Here is a 14,131-nt window from a genome sequence, read left to right on the forward strand (position 1 = left end):
GCGACCCTCAACCGAGAGCCGCAACCCGCATAGGAGCGGCAGAGAACCTGGGGCGCTTCAGTAGGAGCCGTCGGGTTCTCGCCGGTAGTGCCATCGTCGTCGGGTTTTGGCGCGGTGGTGGCGCCGGCACAGCGGCGCGAGGTTGGTGGGGGTGGTGGGTCCGAGTGGCCAGGGGGTGATGTGGTCGAGGTCGCAGGCTCGGGCGTCGGTCTGGCAGTGGGGGTGCACGCAGTGCCGGTCGCGGAGGATCACCAGCTCCCGCATCCAGGCGGGCGGGTCGTGCTGGTCCACGGCGTCGTCGCGGTCGGTGCGCAGGACCGGGAGCACGGTGACCGCCGCGTGGCCGGCCCAGTCCTTGATCCGGGCCATGGTGAGCGGGCCGAGGCGCTCGACCCAGCCGTTGCCGCCGGTGCCGATGGTGTCGTCGAGCAGGTCGGCCAGGTCGGCGTGCACGTACAGCCGGACCCGCGGGGGCTGGTCGCCGCCCATCCGGCGGGCCAGGTTGCCCACGGCCATGGCGCGGCGGACCCCGATCGGGTCGTCGGTCTCGATGCGGGTGGCTTCGGTGTTGATGAGGTCGTAGAACCGGGTCAGGTCCAAGGTGTCGCCGGTGATCACCATGGTCGAGGTCCCGGCCCACCGGCCGGGTCCTGTCATTGGGCCGTGGAACAGCTCCACGTCCCACTTGGACCGGTCGAGGGTTTCCTGCTCGGTCTGCTCCACGACTCCGGTGGCTTCGGCGATGGCCTGGTCGATGGCCCGGACCCCGCACCGATCCGCCTTCGGCGCCAGCAGCGCGTCCACGGCGGCGGCGTCGGCGGCGCTGAGCCCGCAGGTGGCCTGCGCGATGCGGCGGGCCCGCCAGCCGGGCACCTCGAGCGCCTCGACCCGCGCCCACAGGCGCGGGAGCCGGTAGGCCAGGTCGAGGGCGTCGGAGACCAGCTGCAGGCCCGCGTGCGTGGTGATCCCCAGGGCTGCGGCCAGGGACTCGGTGGACCACTCCTCCACCGCGGGGGTGCCGGCACTGCCGACGGTCTCCACGTGCCCCTTCGCGGCGTCGTCGGGGTCCGCGGGGTGCATCCGGGCCCACTGCAACGCCAGCCGCAACCGCTTGCGTTCCAGCCGCCGGGACTCGGCCGCGGTGTCCTCGCACAGCGCCAGCAGCCAGTCCGCGTCGAGGTCCTCGACCACGAGCGGCTGGTGAGTGCTGTCGATCTCGATCACGACTCCACTCAAGCACCCGCCACCGACACTCAGACCCCCAGAACCCCGGTATCCACAGGGTTCTGGGCCTCTTCCCGAAATTCGGAAGGTAAAATCTTGGTCAGCGCTGCGCAAGGTCTCTTCGCCGGCGGTGACCACAACGGTCGACCCGGACGGACCGTGAGCCGGGAGGCGGCCGCAACCAGCCACCGCAACCCCCGACCACGGTGACCACATCGTTCGTCTTCGTCGGTCGCAACCCGGGCGGACGGTGCGTGGCGGGCATCAACCCCGGCGGGGGTGGTTTCGAGGCTCAGGCGCCGGGGCGCCTTCGCACCTCAACCACCGTGACGGTCACCGGGCCGCGTCCGGCGTACGGGGTCTCGACGAGCTCGACCACCGGGTCACGGGCCGGCACTGAGGGGCGGTGGTGGTTGCGAGGGCTCAGGCGCTAGCGCGCCTTCGCACCTCAACCACCGCGACGTCGTACGGGGTCTCGACGAGCTCGACCACCGGGCCGGGCCCACGCCGAGGGGCGCGGGAGTGGTTTCGAGGCTCAGGCGCTAGCGCGCCTTCGCACCTCGACCACCGTGACGCCGTGCGGGGTCTCGACGAGCTCGACCAGCGCACCCCCCGGGCTAGCCTGACCAGGTGCTGCCCGACGGATACGAGCTGAGACCCCTGCGGCAGGGCGACAGCGCGGCCCTGGCGGCGGCGTACCGGCGGAACCGCGAGCACCTGGCGCCGTGGGACCCGGCGCGGCCGGAGCGGTTCTTCACCGACGAGGGGCACGCGGAGGAGGTCGCGAAGCAGCTCGAGGCGACGGCCGAGGACCGGCGGCACGCGTTCGTCCTCTGGTACGGCGACGTGGTGGCCGGCCGGGTCAACATCGACAACATCGTCCGCGGCGTGCTGCAGAGCTGCACGCTCGGCTACTGGCTCGACCACGAGCACCTCGGCAAGGGCCTCGCCACGGAGATGGTGGCGTTCGCGGTGGAGCGCGCCCGGGAGATCGGCCTGCACCGCGTCGAGGCCGGCACCCTGCTGCACAACACGAGGAGCCAGGCGGTGCTGCAGCGCGCCGGCTTCGAGGAGTTCGGCGTCGCGGAGAACCTGCTGTTCATCGCGGGGAAGTGGCAGGACCACGTGCTGTTCCAGCGCATCCTGCACGACGAGCCGCTGGGGAATCCGCAGACCTCAACCATTGTTCAAGAACCGTGAACGAGAACGTCGAGATCCAGGCCCCCGCCGTGATCTTCCCCGGCCAGTCCGCCCCCGAGTCGGCCTACCAGACCGCCTTCGACCTCCTCGCCCGTCGGGCGCCCAAGGAGGCGCTCGAGGTGCTGGAGCCCGCCCTCGAGGTGGAGCCGGACAACACCGGGCTGCTGACGATGCGCGCCTGGGCCTACCTGATGCGCGCCCAGCTCCAGCGCGCCGAGGCCGACCTCACCCGGCTGGTCGAGGAGAACCCCTCCGACGACTGGTCGCGGCACGCGCTCGGCCGCTGCCTGGAGCGCCAGAGCCGGTACGCCGAGGCGCTGCCGCACCTGCGCCTGGCGGCGGCGATGAGCGGAGACCCGGACCACGGGCTCGCCGCGTTGCGCGTCGAGAGGCTGCTCGCCGACTAAGGTCCGGTGCATGAGCGACTTCTGGTTCTGCGTCAAGCACCACCGGGTCGAGCAGGGTGAGGACGTGTGCCCGCCCATCGACCGACTGGGGCCCTACGCCACGCGCGACGAGGCCGAGCACGCGCTGGAGAAGGCCGAGCAGCGCAACCAGGAGTGGGACGAGGACCCCCAGTGGAATGACTGAGCGCGCCGAGGTCTCGCCCTGGCCGTTCGTCGGCATGGCCGGGATGGCCTGCGCGTTCTTCCTGTACGGCGCGAGCGTGCTGTTCGCACCGTGGTGGGTGGTCGTGCTGCTGGTCCTGGTGTGGGTGGCGCTGTTCGTCGTCGCCCGCGCGTGGTGGACGCCGCGCCCCCGCTGGGTGCCGGGCGTCGCCGTGGTCGCGCTGCTGGTCTGGGTCGGCGTGGTCGCCCTGCTCAGCGCAGGGTGACCCGCGAGCTCACCAGCGGGTGGTCGGTGGTCGCCTCCACCAGCGCCGAGCGGTCGATGCGCGGCGCGCCGAAGTCGACGTACCGGTTGCCGAGGATCCAGTCGACTCCCATCGACGCCGGCGGCTCGCAGTCCCCGCCGTTGCGGTGCCGACCGCCGATGAACGAGTGCATGACGCCGTTCCGCGTGAAGGGGCAGAAGAACGCCGCCCGGTCGTTCATGTCGCCGGTCATGATCACCGGCGCGTGCTCCTGGTTCGAGAGCTTCCGGGTGACCGCGCGCTCCGTGCGCACCGCCTCGGCGCGCCAGGCCGCCGCGTTGCCGCGGGTGTCGGCGGGGTTGTGGGTGTTCATCACGAACACGTGCCGCTTCGTGTGCAGGAGGCGCAGCTCGACCACGGGCATGTAGCGGAGGTTCCCGTGGAAGTACGGCACCGGGACCGACCAGCCGCGGACCAGCTCGAACCGGTCCAGCCGCCACCCGATCGAGTTGTCGGTGTCCCACTCCGCGCCGGCGTACACGCCCCAGCGGTCGCCCACCTTCGCGAGGAACCGGTCGTACTGCGGCCGCTGGAACTCCTGGAAGCCGACCAGGTCGACGTGGGTACGCCGCAGCAGCTTGATCGCCCGGTCCAGCCGCGCCGGCGACTCGTCGAAGCCCCGGCGCGGGTGCCGCCCGTCGGTGTGGTCGGCGCCGAGCACGTTGAACGACGCCACCGTGACCTGCCGCCGGCCGTCGGCGGCGTGGGCCGCCGTCGGGACGAGCGGCGCGGCCAGGGCGAGCAGGACGAGGAGGATCCGAGAGAGCACGAGAGGTCATCGGAGCCCGCCCGCGGGGACTTTAGGGCGTCCTGGGTCGCACCGCGATCCGGGTGATCCGGTGCCGGTCGACGCCCGCCACCTCCAGCTCGTGGTCGCCGACCACGACCAGGTCGCCGGAGCGGGCGAGCCGGCCGAGCCGGTGCACGACGTACCCGGCCGCGGTCTCGTAGGGCCCGTCCTCCAGCGGGATGCCGGTGCGCTCCGCGAACGCCTCGATCGTCAGGCCGGCGTCGACCTCGCCGGCGGTGTCCTCGGCGACCGCCGCGTCGTGCTCGTCGCGGATCTCGCCCACGAGCTCCTCGACCAGGTCCTCGAGGGTGACGATGCCGTCGGTGCCGCCGTACTCGTCGACGACCACGGCGATGTGGGTCCCACCGGCGCGCATCCGCGCCAGCGCCGGCAGCACCCGGTTGGTCGCCGGCAGGTGTCCGATGTCGCGCATCAGCTTGCGGACCTTGGTCCGGGGATCGGCGCCGAGCAGGTCGCGCACGTGCAGGAACCCGCGGACGTCGTCGAGCCCGTCGCCGATCACGGGGAATCGGGAGTACGGCAGCGTGCGCGCCGCCTCCACCGCCTCGGCGACGGTCGTGTCGGCCGTCAGGAACGCGACGTCGCGCCGGGGTCGCATCACCTCGCCGAGCGAGCGTTCGCCGACGTCGAGCACGTCGGCGAGGATCTTCCGCTCGTGCACGGCCAGACTGGCGTGCCGGTCGACGAGGAAGCGCAGCTCCTCGTCGCTGAGCTCCTCCGACGTCGCCGACGGATCGCCGCCGAACAGGCGGACGACCGCGTTGGTCGAGACCGACAGCAGCCAGACCACCGGCCGCATCAGCACCGCGAACCGGTCCAGCGGCGCGCCCACCGCCAGCGCGACGCCCTGGGCGCGCTGGAGGGCGAGCCGCTTGGGCACCAGCTCGCCGAGCACCAGGGACAGGTACGCGATGAACAGCGTGAGCAGGATCAGCGCCGCGGTCTCGGCCGCGTCGTCCCCGAGGCCCAGCCGCCCGAGCGCCGGGGCGAAGTCGGGCGCCAGCGTCGAGGCGCCGTACGCCGCCGAGAAGACCCCGGCGACGGTGACGCCGATCTGGACGGCGGCCAGGAACCGGTTCGGGTCGCGCGCGACCGCGGCGACGCGCCGGCCGCGGTGGCCGCGCGACTCGAGCGCGTTGATCTGTCCCTCGCGGAGGGACACCAGCGCGAGCTCGGTGCCGGCGAACACCCCTCCCACGAGGATGAAGGCAACGACGAGGGCGAGGTTGACGATCGTCTGGGTGTCCACGGCACTTCCTGGTCGGGGAGCACCAGCATGACCGGTCGGATCAAGCGGCGATCAGGTGCCCGGCCGGACCGCCAGGATCACGTCGGCGCCGTTGCCGTTGTCGGTGGTCACGTAGAAGACGTTGCCGGGGCCGTCGACGACGGTGCGGATGCGGCCGTACTTCTTCAGCGCGGGCGGCACCCGGACGCTCTCGAGATCCGAGGTCGGCTTCAGCGTGAGGAACAGGACCCGTTCCGCCTTCAGCGCCGCGACCGCCAGGGTGCCGTCGTACGCGCCCCAGCCCTGGCCGTAGACGAAGTCGCCACCCGAGGTCGCGAGCGTCGGGTCTCCGGATCGCCAGACGGCGCTGATCTGGCGTCCGGGCAGGGAGTGGTCGGTCATCGGGACGTCCTCGTTGTAGCCCGGGACGGGGTTGTACCCGTAGTCGCCTCCGTTCTGCAGGACGTTGACCTCGTCGTCGCGGTAGGTGCCCTGCTCGATGGACCAGACCCCGCCGGTGCCGTCGCGGCGCAGCGCCAGGCCCTGCACGTTGCGGTGGCCGAAGGTCTGCACGTAGCGCTTCCGCCGGTTGTCGGACTTGTGGAAGGGGTTGTTCGGCCACGGCCGGCCGGTCGTGGCGTTCAGGCGCAGGGTCTTGCCGCCCAGGGACTTCTTGTTCTCCGGGTTCGTGCCGGTTGCGGCGTCCCCGGTGCCGACGAAGAGCGACCCGTCCTTCAGCGCGAGGAGGCGGCAGCCGCCGTGCCGACCGGTCGTGGTGGGCAGCCCGCCGAGCAGCTCCTTGCTCGCGGTGATCGCGGTGAGCTTGCCGTTCAGGGTCCAGCGCATGACGCGGACGTCGTGGCCGCTGGTGGTGAAGCCGCCCTGGCAGGTGTAGACGACGTGGTTGGTCGCGAAGTCGGGGTCGGTCTCGAGGCCCATCAGCCCGGTCTCGCCGGACACCCAGACCGAGTCGGTCGGGAATCCCTCGACCGTGCGGACCCGTTCGCCGTCCCACAGCGACAGCGTGGCCCGGTCGCGCTGGGTGAACAGCAGTCGCCCGTGGCCGACCGGCCGCACGTCCCACGGATGGTCGAGGCCGGTGACGAGCCGCTTCACGTGCAGCGAGGGGAACCCGGGAGCCCGGTGCGCGGCCGGCAGCTGTGCCTGCGCGACCGGGGGGACGAGGGCTGCGGTGAGGGCGACCAGGGTGCCGAGGACGATCCTGCGCATGCCGCCAACGTACCCAGCGGGCTCACAACCATCCGGCTCGTCGAGCAGCAGCAGGGCGGGGTCGGACAGCAGCGCCATCGCGAACCGCAGGCGCTGCTGCTCACCGCCCGAGCACTTGGCCACGCGGCGGTCGGCGAGGCCGGCGATGCCGGCGTTCGCGAGCACCTCGTCGACCGGGCGGGTGTCGGCGAACAGGCTCGCGGTGCACCGGACGGTCTCGCGGACGGTGAGGTCCTTGAGCAGCCCGCCGGTCTGCATCACCGCGGACACCAGCCCGCGGGCGACCGCGTGCCGCGGCTCGAGGCCGAGCACCCGCGCCGTACCGGCCGTCGGCTGCGACAGGCCGAGCACCATGTCGATCGTGGTGGTCTTGCCGGCGCCGTTCGGACCGAGGAACGCCACGATCTCGCCCTGCTCGAGCTCGAGGTCGATCCCGCGGACGGCGTGGACGTCGCCGAAGGACTTCGTCACCCCGCGGAGCTCGACCGCGGCCGTCCGGGTGAGGGTGCTGGTGGAGGTCATGGCCCCAGCCTGTCGGCGCGCCGGCCCCCGGGCCTCAGCCCGTCGTCACGTCTCGACCATGACGAATGTCAGCAACCGCGCAGGCTCCTGCGGCGTCCCAGCGGCGTGAAGCGCATCCTGTGCCTGGTCCTCGTCGTCGGTTCGCTCGCGGCGGGCTGTCGGGAGTCGTCGGCACCCGCGGCCACCCGGGCACCTGTCCCGCCGGCGGCACCGACCTCCACGACCCTCGCGTCGTGGCCGGTGCACCCGGACCGGACCGGGATGCTCTCGCTCGGCACGTCGTACGTCGCCTGGGTCGACCGCCGCCGGGCGGTGGTCGTGGCGGACGTCGGCAGCGGAGAGCGGCAGACCGTCCATCGCACGGCGTACGCCGGCGGCGAGATCGGCGCGGTCGAGCCGATGGGACGGCGGGTCCTGGTCGTCGACGTGCGGCCGGGCGAGTCGGCGTCCGGCCCGCCCGCCGCGTGGCGGCTGGTCGCCGTCGACCGGCGGAGCGGCAGGTGGAGGGTGCTCACAGCGTCGAGGAGGGGCGCCCCGAGCTGGGCGCCGGTGCCGGTGTCGGGCGGCGCGGTCGCCGGCTGGGTGACCCGGCGGCTGGACCGCTCGGCCGGCGGCGTCGCCCACACCTGGCGACCGGGTTCGGCGCCGCGGCGGTGGGGTCGCGTCGGTCGCGCGAGCCTGGTCGGGATCACGCCAGAGGGGGTGGTCCTCTCGCGGTACGGCGGCGGGTCGGTGCGCGGGCTGGGCCGCGACGACCTCGAGCTGCGCGGACCCGGCGGCGTGCGGCGCCTGACGCGTGACGGCCTGGTGGTCGAGGCCGACCTCGACGGCTCGACCCTGACCTGGTCGGAGCGGGCGGACCGCGGGCACCAGTCCGCGGACCCGGTGGAGATCCACGCCCTCGACCTCGGCGACCCCGCCGCCACTCCGCGGGTGCTCCGCCAGCCCACCGGCTATGCACTGCGGGCCGGGGACGGGTTCGTGCTCTGGTCGGGACACGGCCTGCGGGTGGCACCGCTCGAGGGCGGCCCGGAAGCGGTGCTGTCAGGTCACCTGGTCCCGGGGCCGTCGTACCAGCCCGACGTCCGAGGCGACCGGGTCGCCTACGTCATCCGGACCGCCGACGGCCCGCGGCTGGTCGTGGCCAGGGTCGGCACCTGACCGCGCGCGCTCAGAACGTGTGCTCGTCCGAGGGGAACGTGCCGGCCTTGACGTCGGCGGCGTACTCCCGGGCCGCCTCGAGGAGGACGCCGTGGATGTCGGCGTACTGCTTGACGAACCGCGGCATCCGGCCGGTCCGGAAGCCGAACGCGTCGCCCCAGACGAGCACCTGGCCGTCGCAGCTCGGGCCGGCGCCGATGCCGATGGTGGGGATGCCGACCGAGTCGGTGACCTCGCCGGCGACGTCGCCGGGGACCATCTCCATGACGACCGCGAACGCGCCGGCCTCCTCCATGGCGAGCGCCTCCTCGACGACCTTCTTCGCCGCGTCGCCGCGCCCCTGGACCCGGTAGCCGCCGAGGTTGTGCTCGGACTGCGGGGTGAAGCCGATGTGGGCCATCACCGGGATGCCGCCCTCGGTGAGCTTGCGGACCTGCGGCACCATCTCGATGCCGCCCTCGAGCTTCACCGCGTGCGCGTTCGCCTCCTTCATGAAGCGGACGGCGGTGAGGTAGGCCTGCTCGGGGGAGGCCTGGTACGACCCGAAGGGCAGGTCGGCGACGACGAGCGCGCGGCGCACGGAGCGGCTGACCGCCCGGGCGAGCGGGATCAGCTCGTCGACGGTCACCGGGAGCGACGTCTCGTTGGCGAACACGTTGTTGGACGCGCTGTCCCCGACCAGCAGCACCTCGATGCCGGCCTCGTCGAAGGTCTGCGCGGCGTACTGCTCGTAGGCGGTGAGCATCGCGAACCGCTCGCCGCGCTGCTTCATCTCGCGCAGGTGGTGGGTGCGGATCCGCTTGATCGCCGCGGCTCCCTCGGCCTTGGCAGGGCCGGTGCCGTACGGCGCGGTCTCCTCGCTCATGGGTCACTCCCGACTGTCATCTCGCGGCTCCCTGATGGAGTCCACGGACCGTTCGTCAGGCTAGCCCCGGAGCGCGCGGTTCAACCCTGTGGCGCTGGTCACCCGGCCGCGTCGGCCGCCGCCTCGAGGTCGGCGACGATGATCTTCTGCTGGGTCATCATCACCGCGGCCGCCGCCTGGGCCCGCGCGGGGTCCGGGTCGGAGATCAGCTCGTAGAGCCGGTTCGGCACGATCTGCCAGGACAGCCCGAACCTGTCCTTGAGCCACGCGCACTGGTCGGGCTCGCCGCCGGCGACCAGGGTGTCCCAGTAGTAGTCGACCTCGGACTGGTCGGCGCAGTCGACGCTGATCGAGACCGTCTCGGTGAAGCCGGCGTGCACCGGCCCCCCGTTGATCCCGCGGAACGGCCGGCCGTCCAGCGTCCACCGCGCGGCCAGCACCCGGCCGTCGTCGTAGTGGGAGACCGCGGTGATCTCCGAGTTCGGGAAGACCGAGGTGTAGAACTCCACGGCCTCCATGAGGTTGTCGTCGAACCACAGGCAAGTGCTGATCTCGGGCATGCACGGTCCGACCGGCTTCCCGGGCGGGATTCATCGGCCTAGAGTCCGGAGATGGCCTTCGATGTCGCCGCGGACGCCTACGGGCGGTTCATGGGGCGCTACTCCGAGCCGCTCGCCGACCGGCTCGTCGAGCTGGCCGGCGTACGCCCGGGGATGCGGGCGGTCGATGTCGGCTGCGGACCGGGGGTGCTGACGGCCCGGCTCGCCGAGCGGCTCGGGCCGGAGCACGTCGCCGCCGTCGACCCGTCGCCGCCGTTCGTGGCCGCGGCGCGGGCGCGCTGCCCCGGCGTCGACGTCCGGGAGGGGACGGCGGAGTCGCTGCCGTTCGAGGACGGCGCGTTCGACCTCGCCCTCGCGAACCTGGTCGTGCACTTCATGTCCGACCCGGTCGGCGGGCTGCGGGAGATGGCGCGGGTGGCCCCGGTCGTGGGTGCGACCGTCTGGAACCACGCCTCGAGCAGCGGGCCGCTCTCGACGTTCTGGCGCGCGGTCAAGGACCTCGACCCGGACGCCGCCGACGAGGCCGCGCTGCCCGGCACCGGGGAGGGCGACCTGGGTGCGCTCGCCCGCGAGGCCGGTCTCCGCGACGTCGTCGAGGGCACGATCACCGTGAGCGTCCCGTACGCGTCGTTCGAGGAGTGGTGGGAGCCGTACACGCTCGGCGTCGGGCCCGCGGGCGACCACGTCGCGGGGCTGGACGACGACGCCCGAGCCGCGCTGCGCGACCACTGCCGCGAGCTGCTGCCGGACGGGCCGTTCGCGGTCGACGCGACGGCCTGGGTGGTGACCGCCCGCGGCTAGGGCGGAGTGTGGTAGATCCGACGCACCAGGTGAATCGGATCAACCACACTCCGGGCACGGGCGCAGCTGCCCGGTCCAACCGCGACGGGTGAGGAGCCTGGCGAGCCGATCGGCGGTGCGGCAGGGGCGGTCGAAGACCTGGCCCCACGACAGCCGGACGGTCACGGTGTCGTCCTCGGCGGCGCTGTCCAGGTCGCGGTCCATATCGCGGTCCCGGCTCGTGGTCGAGTCGTGGAAGAGCCGGCCGTCGAGCTCGACGGCGGTCCCGAGACCGACGTACTCGACGTCACGGAAGGTCAGGACGCCGTCGTGCCGGTGGCTGTCCTGCCGGCGCCCGGCAGGCAGGCCATGGGGCCGCTCGACTCTCTGGAGGTAGCCGTGCTCGAGCACCGAGCAGGTGCCACCGGCGACGTCCTCGAGGACGCCGGCCAGCCAGACCCGCCGCGGTTGTCGGGGACGTTCCGCGAGCGTCGTGATCAGCCGGTGAGCGGTCGATCGCCGCGAACCGCAGGCCTCCGCGAGCACGGCGACAGCCGCCAGTTCGGTCGAGGACCCACCGGCGACGTCGAGGACGGCGTGCTCCAAGCGCACCCGCGGCGGCCCGGTGTTCCACTGCACCCGGGAGTCGAGGTCCGCGACGCGGTGAACCCGTACGCCGGCCGGCGCGACTACCTTGCGGCCTCGAGCGACGGCGACGTGGATGACGGCATCGTCGTCATCGCGCCGTCCGGGGCCGTGGACCGCGCGGAGGGCCGAGTCGTGGCTCAGCGCCGCCGGCCACGAGAACAGGACCGCGGCCCACGCCCGCTGGATCCAGGTGAGCGGACCGGTGTGGTCGACGTACACGCCCGGGTGCACCCGGCACAGCTCGCGGCGCCGCACCATGCGAGCGAGGTCCGACGGCGCGAGGCCGCAGTCGATCAGCTGCCGGCGCGCTGCCACACCGTGCTGGTCCGCGAAGACCTCGGCGATCTCGTCCACGTGTGTGAGGTTCGGTCGTGCCGAGCTCGTCGAAACCGTCGCCCGCCCTCCCTGTGGATGGCGGCCACCCAGGCTTGGTCCGCGGCCGCGTGGGAACATGCGACTCGTGGACTTCTACTCCGCCTACGCCCACGGGTTCGCCCGGGTCGCGGCGTGCACGGTGCCCATCCGCGTCGCCGACCCGGCGACCAACGCCCGCGCGGTCCTGGAGCGCGCCCGCGCCTGTTCGGAGGACGGGGTCGCGGTCGCGATCTTCCCCGAGCTGTGCCTCTCCGGGTACGCCGTCGACGACCTGTTCCTGCAGGACCCGCTGCTCGACGCGGTGACCGACGCGATCGACGAGATCGTCCGCGCGTCCGAGGACCTGCTGCCGGTGCTGGTGGTCGGGGCGCCGATCGCGCACGGCAACCGGGTCCTCAACTGCGCGGTCGTGATCCACCGCGGCCGGATCCTCGGGGTCGCGCCCAAGTCGTACCTGCCGACGTACCGGGAGTTCTACGAGCGCCGCTGGTTCGCGCCCGGCGACGACGTGCGCGGGACGACGGTGGTCGCCGGCCAGGAGGTGCCGATCGGGCCCGACCTGCTGTTCGAGGCGGCCGACGTGCGCGGCCTGGTCCTGCACGTCGAGGTGTGCGAGGACATGTGGGTGCCGGTCCCGCCGAGCGCCGAGGCCGCGCTCGCGGGCGCCACGGTGCTCGCGAACATCTCCGGCAGCCCGATCACCGTCGGCCGGGCCAACGACCGGCACCTGCTGGCGCGCAGCGCGTCCAGCCGCTGCCTGGCGGCGTACGTGTACGCCGCCGCCGGGCAGGGCGAGTCGAGCACCGACCTGTCCTGGGACGGGCAGACGATGATCTACGAGCACGGCCAGCTGCTCGCCGAGACCGAGCGGTTCCCCGACGGGCCCCGGTCCGCGGTCGCCGACCTCGACCTGGATCGGACTCGCCTGGAGCGGCTGCGCACCGGGACCTTCGACGACAACCGGCGCTCGCTCGCCCCGGAGTTCCGCACCGTCGAGTTCGAGCTCGCCCCGCCGACCGCGGACATCGGCCTGCGCCGCAAGGTGGACCGGTTCCCGTTCGTCCCCGACGACGCCGAGCGGTTGGCCCAGGACTGCTACGAGGCCTACAACATCCAGGTCTCCGGGCTCGAGCAGCGCCTCCAGGCCATCGGCAGCCCCAAGGTCGTGATCGGCATCAGCGGCGGCCTGGACTCCACGCACGCGCTGATCGTCGCCGCGAAGGCGATGGACCGGCTCGGCCGCGACCGCAGCGAGATCCTCGGGTTCACGCTGCCGGGCTTCGCGACCGGCGACACCACCAAGTCGTACGCCACCCGCCTCGCGAAGTCCCTCGGCATCACGTTCGAGGAGCTCGACATCCGGCCGGCCGCGCAGCAGATGCTGGCCGACCTCGGCCACCCCTTCGCGCGGGGCGAGGAGGTCTACGACGTCACCTTCGAGAACGTGCAGGCCGGGCTGCGCACCGACTACCTGTTCCGCCTGGCCAACCACCGCGGCGGCATCGTGCTCGGCACCGGGGACCTGTCCGAGCTCGCGCTCGGCTGGTGCACGTACGGCGTGGGCGACCAGATGTCGCACTACAACGTCAACGCCGGCGTCCCCAAGACGCTCATCCAGCACCTGATCCGCTGGGTGATCAGCTCCGAGCAGTTCGACGACGAGACCAACGACGTCCTCGCCGAGGTGGTCGCCCAGGAGATCACCCCCGAGCTGATCCCGACCCGGGAGGACCAGCTCCCGCAGTCCACCGAGCAGTCGGTCGGGCCGTACTCGCTGCAGGACTTCACGCTCTTCCACGTGCTCCGGTACGGCTACCCGCCCAGCAAGATCGGCTTCCTCGCCTGGCACGCCTGGCACGACCGGGACGCGGGGGAGTGGCCGCCGAACTTCCCCGACGACCGCCGGGTGGAGTTCGACCTGCCGACGATCCGGCGCTGGCTCGAGGTGTTCGTGAAGCGGTTCTTCGCCAGCCAGTTCAAGCGCTCCGCGCTGCCGAACGGTCCCAAAGTCAGCCACGGGGGCACGCTGTCGCCGCGCGGTGACTGGCGGATGCCCTCGGACGCGAGCCCCGCGGCGTGGCTGGCCGAGCTGGAGAACGTGCCGAAGGAGTGAGCCGGCCGCCGGCTTAGCCGCCCGTTAGCGGAGCGCTGGAGCGCCGTTAGCGGCGCCTCCCGCATCGTCCATCCCGTCCACACCAGAGACGGAGGAGACGATGAAGAAGGCACTGATCGCGGTCGCCGCGGTGGTCGCGATCGCGCTCGTCGCGGGGGGCGCCTGGCTGGCGCTGCGCGGCGGCGACGACGAGAAGACCGCCCGCGGGACCTGCGGCACCACCACGTACGAGCTGTCGGCGGAGAACGACGACACCGGGCTCGAGGTGACCTTCGAGCTGCAGTCCGAGGCGCCCGACGAGACCTGGAACGTCGTCGTCGAGCAGGACGGCAGCACCGTCCTCGAGGGCGACCGCCGCACCGACGAGGACGCGGAGCTCGACGTGGACGTGACGGTCAACGAGGACGACGGCACGTCGTTCCGCGTGACCGCGACCCCCGAGGAGGGCGAGGCGTGCACCGCCTCGCTCGCACGTTGATCCCACCCGAGACCGAGGAGAAGACATGAACCGCACCATCGCCCTGACCACCGCCGCCCTGG

At 72.8% G+C, this 14,131-nt stretch carries 15 protein-coding genes and 1 pseudogene; 8 read left to right on the forward strand and 8 right to left on the reverse strand.

The window, feature by feature from the left end:
• Positions 1 to 57: 57 nt before the first annotated feature.
• Positions 58 to 1,224: an HNH endonuclease signature motif containing protein gene (locus ABD086_RS14225; RefSeq protein ID WP_343908220.1), complete on the reverse strand. Its 1,167-nt coding sequence runs from the start codon at positions 1,222 to 1,224 to the stop codon at positions 58 to 60.
• Positions 1,225 to 1,854: 630 nt separating this feature from the next.
• On the opposite strand from ABD086_RS14225, the gene ABD086_RS14230 reads away from it, so the two are divergent.
• The 4 genes from ABD086_RS14230 to ABD086_RS14245 are packed head-to-tail and all read left to right on the forward strand — an operon-like array spanning position 1,855 to position 3,259.
• The gene (locus ABD086_RS14230; protein ID WP_343908221.1) at positions 1,855 to 2,424 is read left to right on the forward strand and encodes a GNAT family N-acetyltransferase; all 570 of its coding nucleotides are present in this window, start codon (positions 1,855 to 1,857) and stop codon (positions 2,422 to 2,424) included.
• Positions 2,421 to 2,831, forward strand: a complete 411-nt coding sequence (locus ABD086_RS14235) for a tetratricopeptide repeat protein (protein WP_343908222.1) — start codon at positions 2,421 to 2,423, stop codon at positions 2,829 to 2,831. The genes ABD086_RS14230 and ABD086_RS14235 overlap by 4 nt, the downstream gene beginning before the upstream one ends.
• 10 nt (positions 2,832 to 2,841) lie before the next feature.
• Positions 2,842 to 3,015 carry a hypothetical protein gene (locus tag ABD086_RS14240; protein WP_343908223.1) on the forward strand — a complete coding sequence of 58 codons (174 nt, stop codon included), beginning with the start codon at positions 2,842 to 2,844 and terminating at the stop codon, positions 3,013 to 3,015.
• Complete coding sequence (locus tag ABD086_RS14245) at positions 3,008 to 3,259, forward strand: hypothetical protein (protein ID WP_343908224.1); 252 nt, start codon at positions 3,008 to 3,010, stop codon at positions 3,257 to 3,259. Before ABD086_RS14240 ends, ABD086_RS14245 begins: the two co-directional genes overlap by 8 nt.
• On the opposite strand, the gene ABD086_RS14250 is transcribed toward ABD086_RS14245, so the two are convergent.
• The 4 genes and pseudogenes from ABD086_RS14250 to ABD086_RS25330 form a co-directional block, all read right to left on the reverse strand.
• A complete protein-coding gene (locus ABD086_RS14250) occupies positions 3,246 to 4,067 on the reverse strand; it encodes an endonuclease/exonuclease/phosphatase family protein (RefSeq protein WP_343908225.1) in 822 nt (273 codons plus the stop codon). The two genes, ABD086_RS14245 and ABD086_RS14250, sit on opposite strands and share 14 nt — an antisense overlap.
• Positions 4,068 to 4,098: 31 nt before the next feature.
• On the reverse strand, positions 4,099 to 5,358 hold the full coding sequence (locus ABD086_RS14255) for a hemolysin family protein (protein WP_343908226.1): 1,260 nt from the start codon (positions 5,356 to 5,358) through the stop codon (positions 4,099 to 4,101).
• A gap of 51 nt (positions 5,359 to 5,409) precedes the next feature.
• On the reverse strand, positions 5,410 to 6,567 hold the full coding sequence (locus ABD086_RS14260; protein ID WP_425571639.1) for a PQQ-dependent sugar dehydrogenase: 1,158 nt from the start codon (positions 6,565 to 6,567) through the stop codon (positions 5,410 to 5,412).
• A gap of 33 nt (positions 6,568 to 6,600) precedes the next feature.
• Positions 6,601 to 7,089 (reverse strand): annotated as a pseudogene (locus ABD086_RS25330) (ATP-binding cassette domain-containing protein); the annotation flags it as partial.
• Between the two features lie 105 nt (positions 7,090 to 7,194).
• Here ABD086_RS25330 and ABD086_RS14265 point away from each other — a divergent pair.
• Positions 7,195 to 8,250, forward strand: a complete 1,056-nt coding sequence (locus tag ABD086_RS14265; RefSeq protein ID WP_343908228.1) for a hypothetical protein — start codon at positions 7,195 to 7,197, stop codon at positions 8,248 to 8,250.
• Positions 8,251 to 8,260: 10 nt separating this feature from the next.
• Here ABD086_RS14265 and panB read toward each other — a convergent pair whose 3' ends face one another.
• Together panB and ABD086_RS14275 are read right to left on the reverse strand one after the other, a co-directional pair.
• Positions 8,261 to 9,115, reverse strand: coding sequence for a 3-methyl-2-oxobutanoate hydroxymethyltransferase (gene panB / locus ABD086_RS14270; protein ID WP_343908229.1), 855 nt, complete (start codon positions 9,113 to 9,115; stop codon positions 8,261 to 8,263).
• A 98-nt stretch (positions 9,116 to 9,213) separates the two neighbouring features.
• Positions 9,214 to 9,675 carry a VOC family protein gene (locus ABD086_RS14275; protein ID WP_343908230.1) on the reverse strand — a complete coding sequence of 154 codons (462 nt, stop codon included), beginning with the start codon at positions 9,673 to 9,675 and terminating at the stop codon, positions 9,214 to 9,216.
• Positions 9,676 to 9,726: 51 nt separating this feature from the next.
• Between ABD086_RS14275 and ABD086_RS14280 the strand changes: the two genes are divergently transcribed.
• Positions 9,727 to 10,476 carry a class I SAM-dependent methyltransferase gene (locus tag ABD086_RS14280; RefSeq protein WP_343908231.1) on the forward strand — a complete coding sequence of 250 codons (750 nt, stop codon included), beginning with the start codon at positions 9,727 to 9,729 and terminating at the stop codon, positions 10,474 to 10,476.
• Between the two features lie 39 nt (positions 10,477 to 10,515).
• Here ABD086_RS14280 and ABD086_RS14285 read toward each other — a convergent pair whose 3' ends face one another.
• Positions 10,516 to 11,457 carry a type IV toxin-antitoxin system AbiEi family antitoxin domain-containing protein gene (locus tag ABD086_RS14285; RefSeq protein WP_343908232.1) on the reverse strand — a complete coding sequence of 314 codons (942 nt, stop codon included), beginning with the start codon at positions 11,455 to 11,457 and terminating at the stop codon, positions 10,516 to 10,518.
• A gap of 97 nt (positions 11,458 to 11,554) precedes the next feature.
• Here ABD086_RS14285 and ABD086_RS14290 point away from each other — a divergent pair, with 97 nt between their 5' ends.
• Positions 11,555 to 13,591: an NAD(+) synthase gene (locus tag ABD086_RS14290; RefSeq protein WP_343908233.1), complete on the forward strand. Its 2,037-nt coding sequence runs from the start codon at positions 11,555 to 11,557 to the stop codon at positions 13,589 to 13,591.
• Between the two features lie 100 nt (positions 13,592 to 13,691).
• Complete coding sequence (locus tag ABD086_RS14295) at positions 13,692 to 14,069, forward strand: hypothetical protein (protein ID WP_343908234.1); 378 nt, start codon at positions 13,692 to 13,694, stop codon at positions 14,067 to 14,069.
• Positions 14,070 to 14,131: the final 62 nt, after the last annotated feature.

Source organism: Nocardioides aquiterrae, from assembly GCF_039526625.1.
GTDB classification, from domain to species: domain Bacteria; phylum Actinomycetota; class Actinomycetes; order Propionibacteriales; family Nocardioidaceae; genus Nocardioides; species Nocardioides aquiterrae.

Coding starts and splice junctions, on each gene's coding strand:
- panB (WP_343908229.1), bottom strand. CDS start 9,115: ATGAGCGAGGAGACCGCGCCGTACGGCACCGGCCCTGCCAAGGCCGAG.
- ABD086_RS14275 (WP_343908230.1), bottom strand. CDS start 9,675: ATGCCCGAGATCAGCACTTGCCTGTGGTTCGACGACAACCTCATGGAG.
- ABD086_RS14245 (WP_343908224.1), top strand. CDS start 3,008: ATGACTGAGCGCGCCGAGGTCTCGCCCTGGCCGTTCGTCGGCATGGCC.
- ABD086_RS14290 (WP_343908233.1), top strand. CDS start 11,555: ATGCGACTCGTGGACTTCTACTCCGCCTACGCCCACGGGTTCGCCCGG.
- ABD086_RS14260 (WP_425571639.1), bottom strand. CDS start 6,567: ATGCGCAGGATCGTCCTCGGCACCCTGGTCGCCCTCACCGCAGCCCTC.
- ABD086_RS14295 (WP_343908234.1), top strand. CDS start 13,692: ATGAAGAAGGCACTGATCGCGGTCGCCGCGGTGGTCGCGATCGCGCTC.
- ABD086_RS14240 (WP_343908223.1), top strand. CDS start 2,842: ATGAGCGACTTCTGGTTCTGCGTCAAGCACCACCGGGTCGAGCAGGGT.
- ABD086_RS14280 (WP_343908231.1), top strand. CDS start 9,727: ATGGCCTTCGATGTCGCCGCGGACGCCTACGGGCGGTTCATGGGGCGC.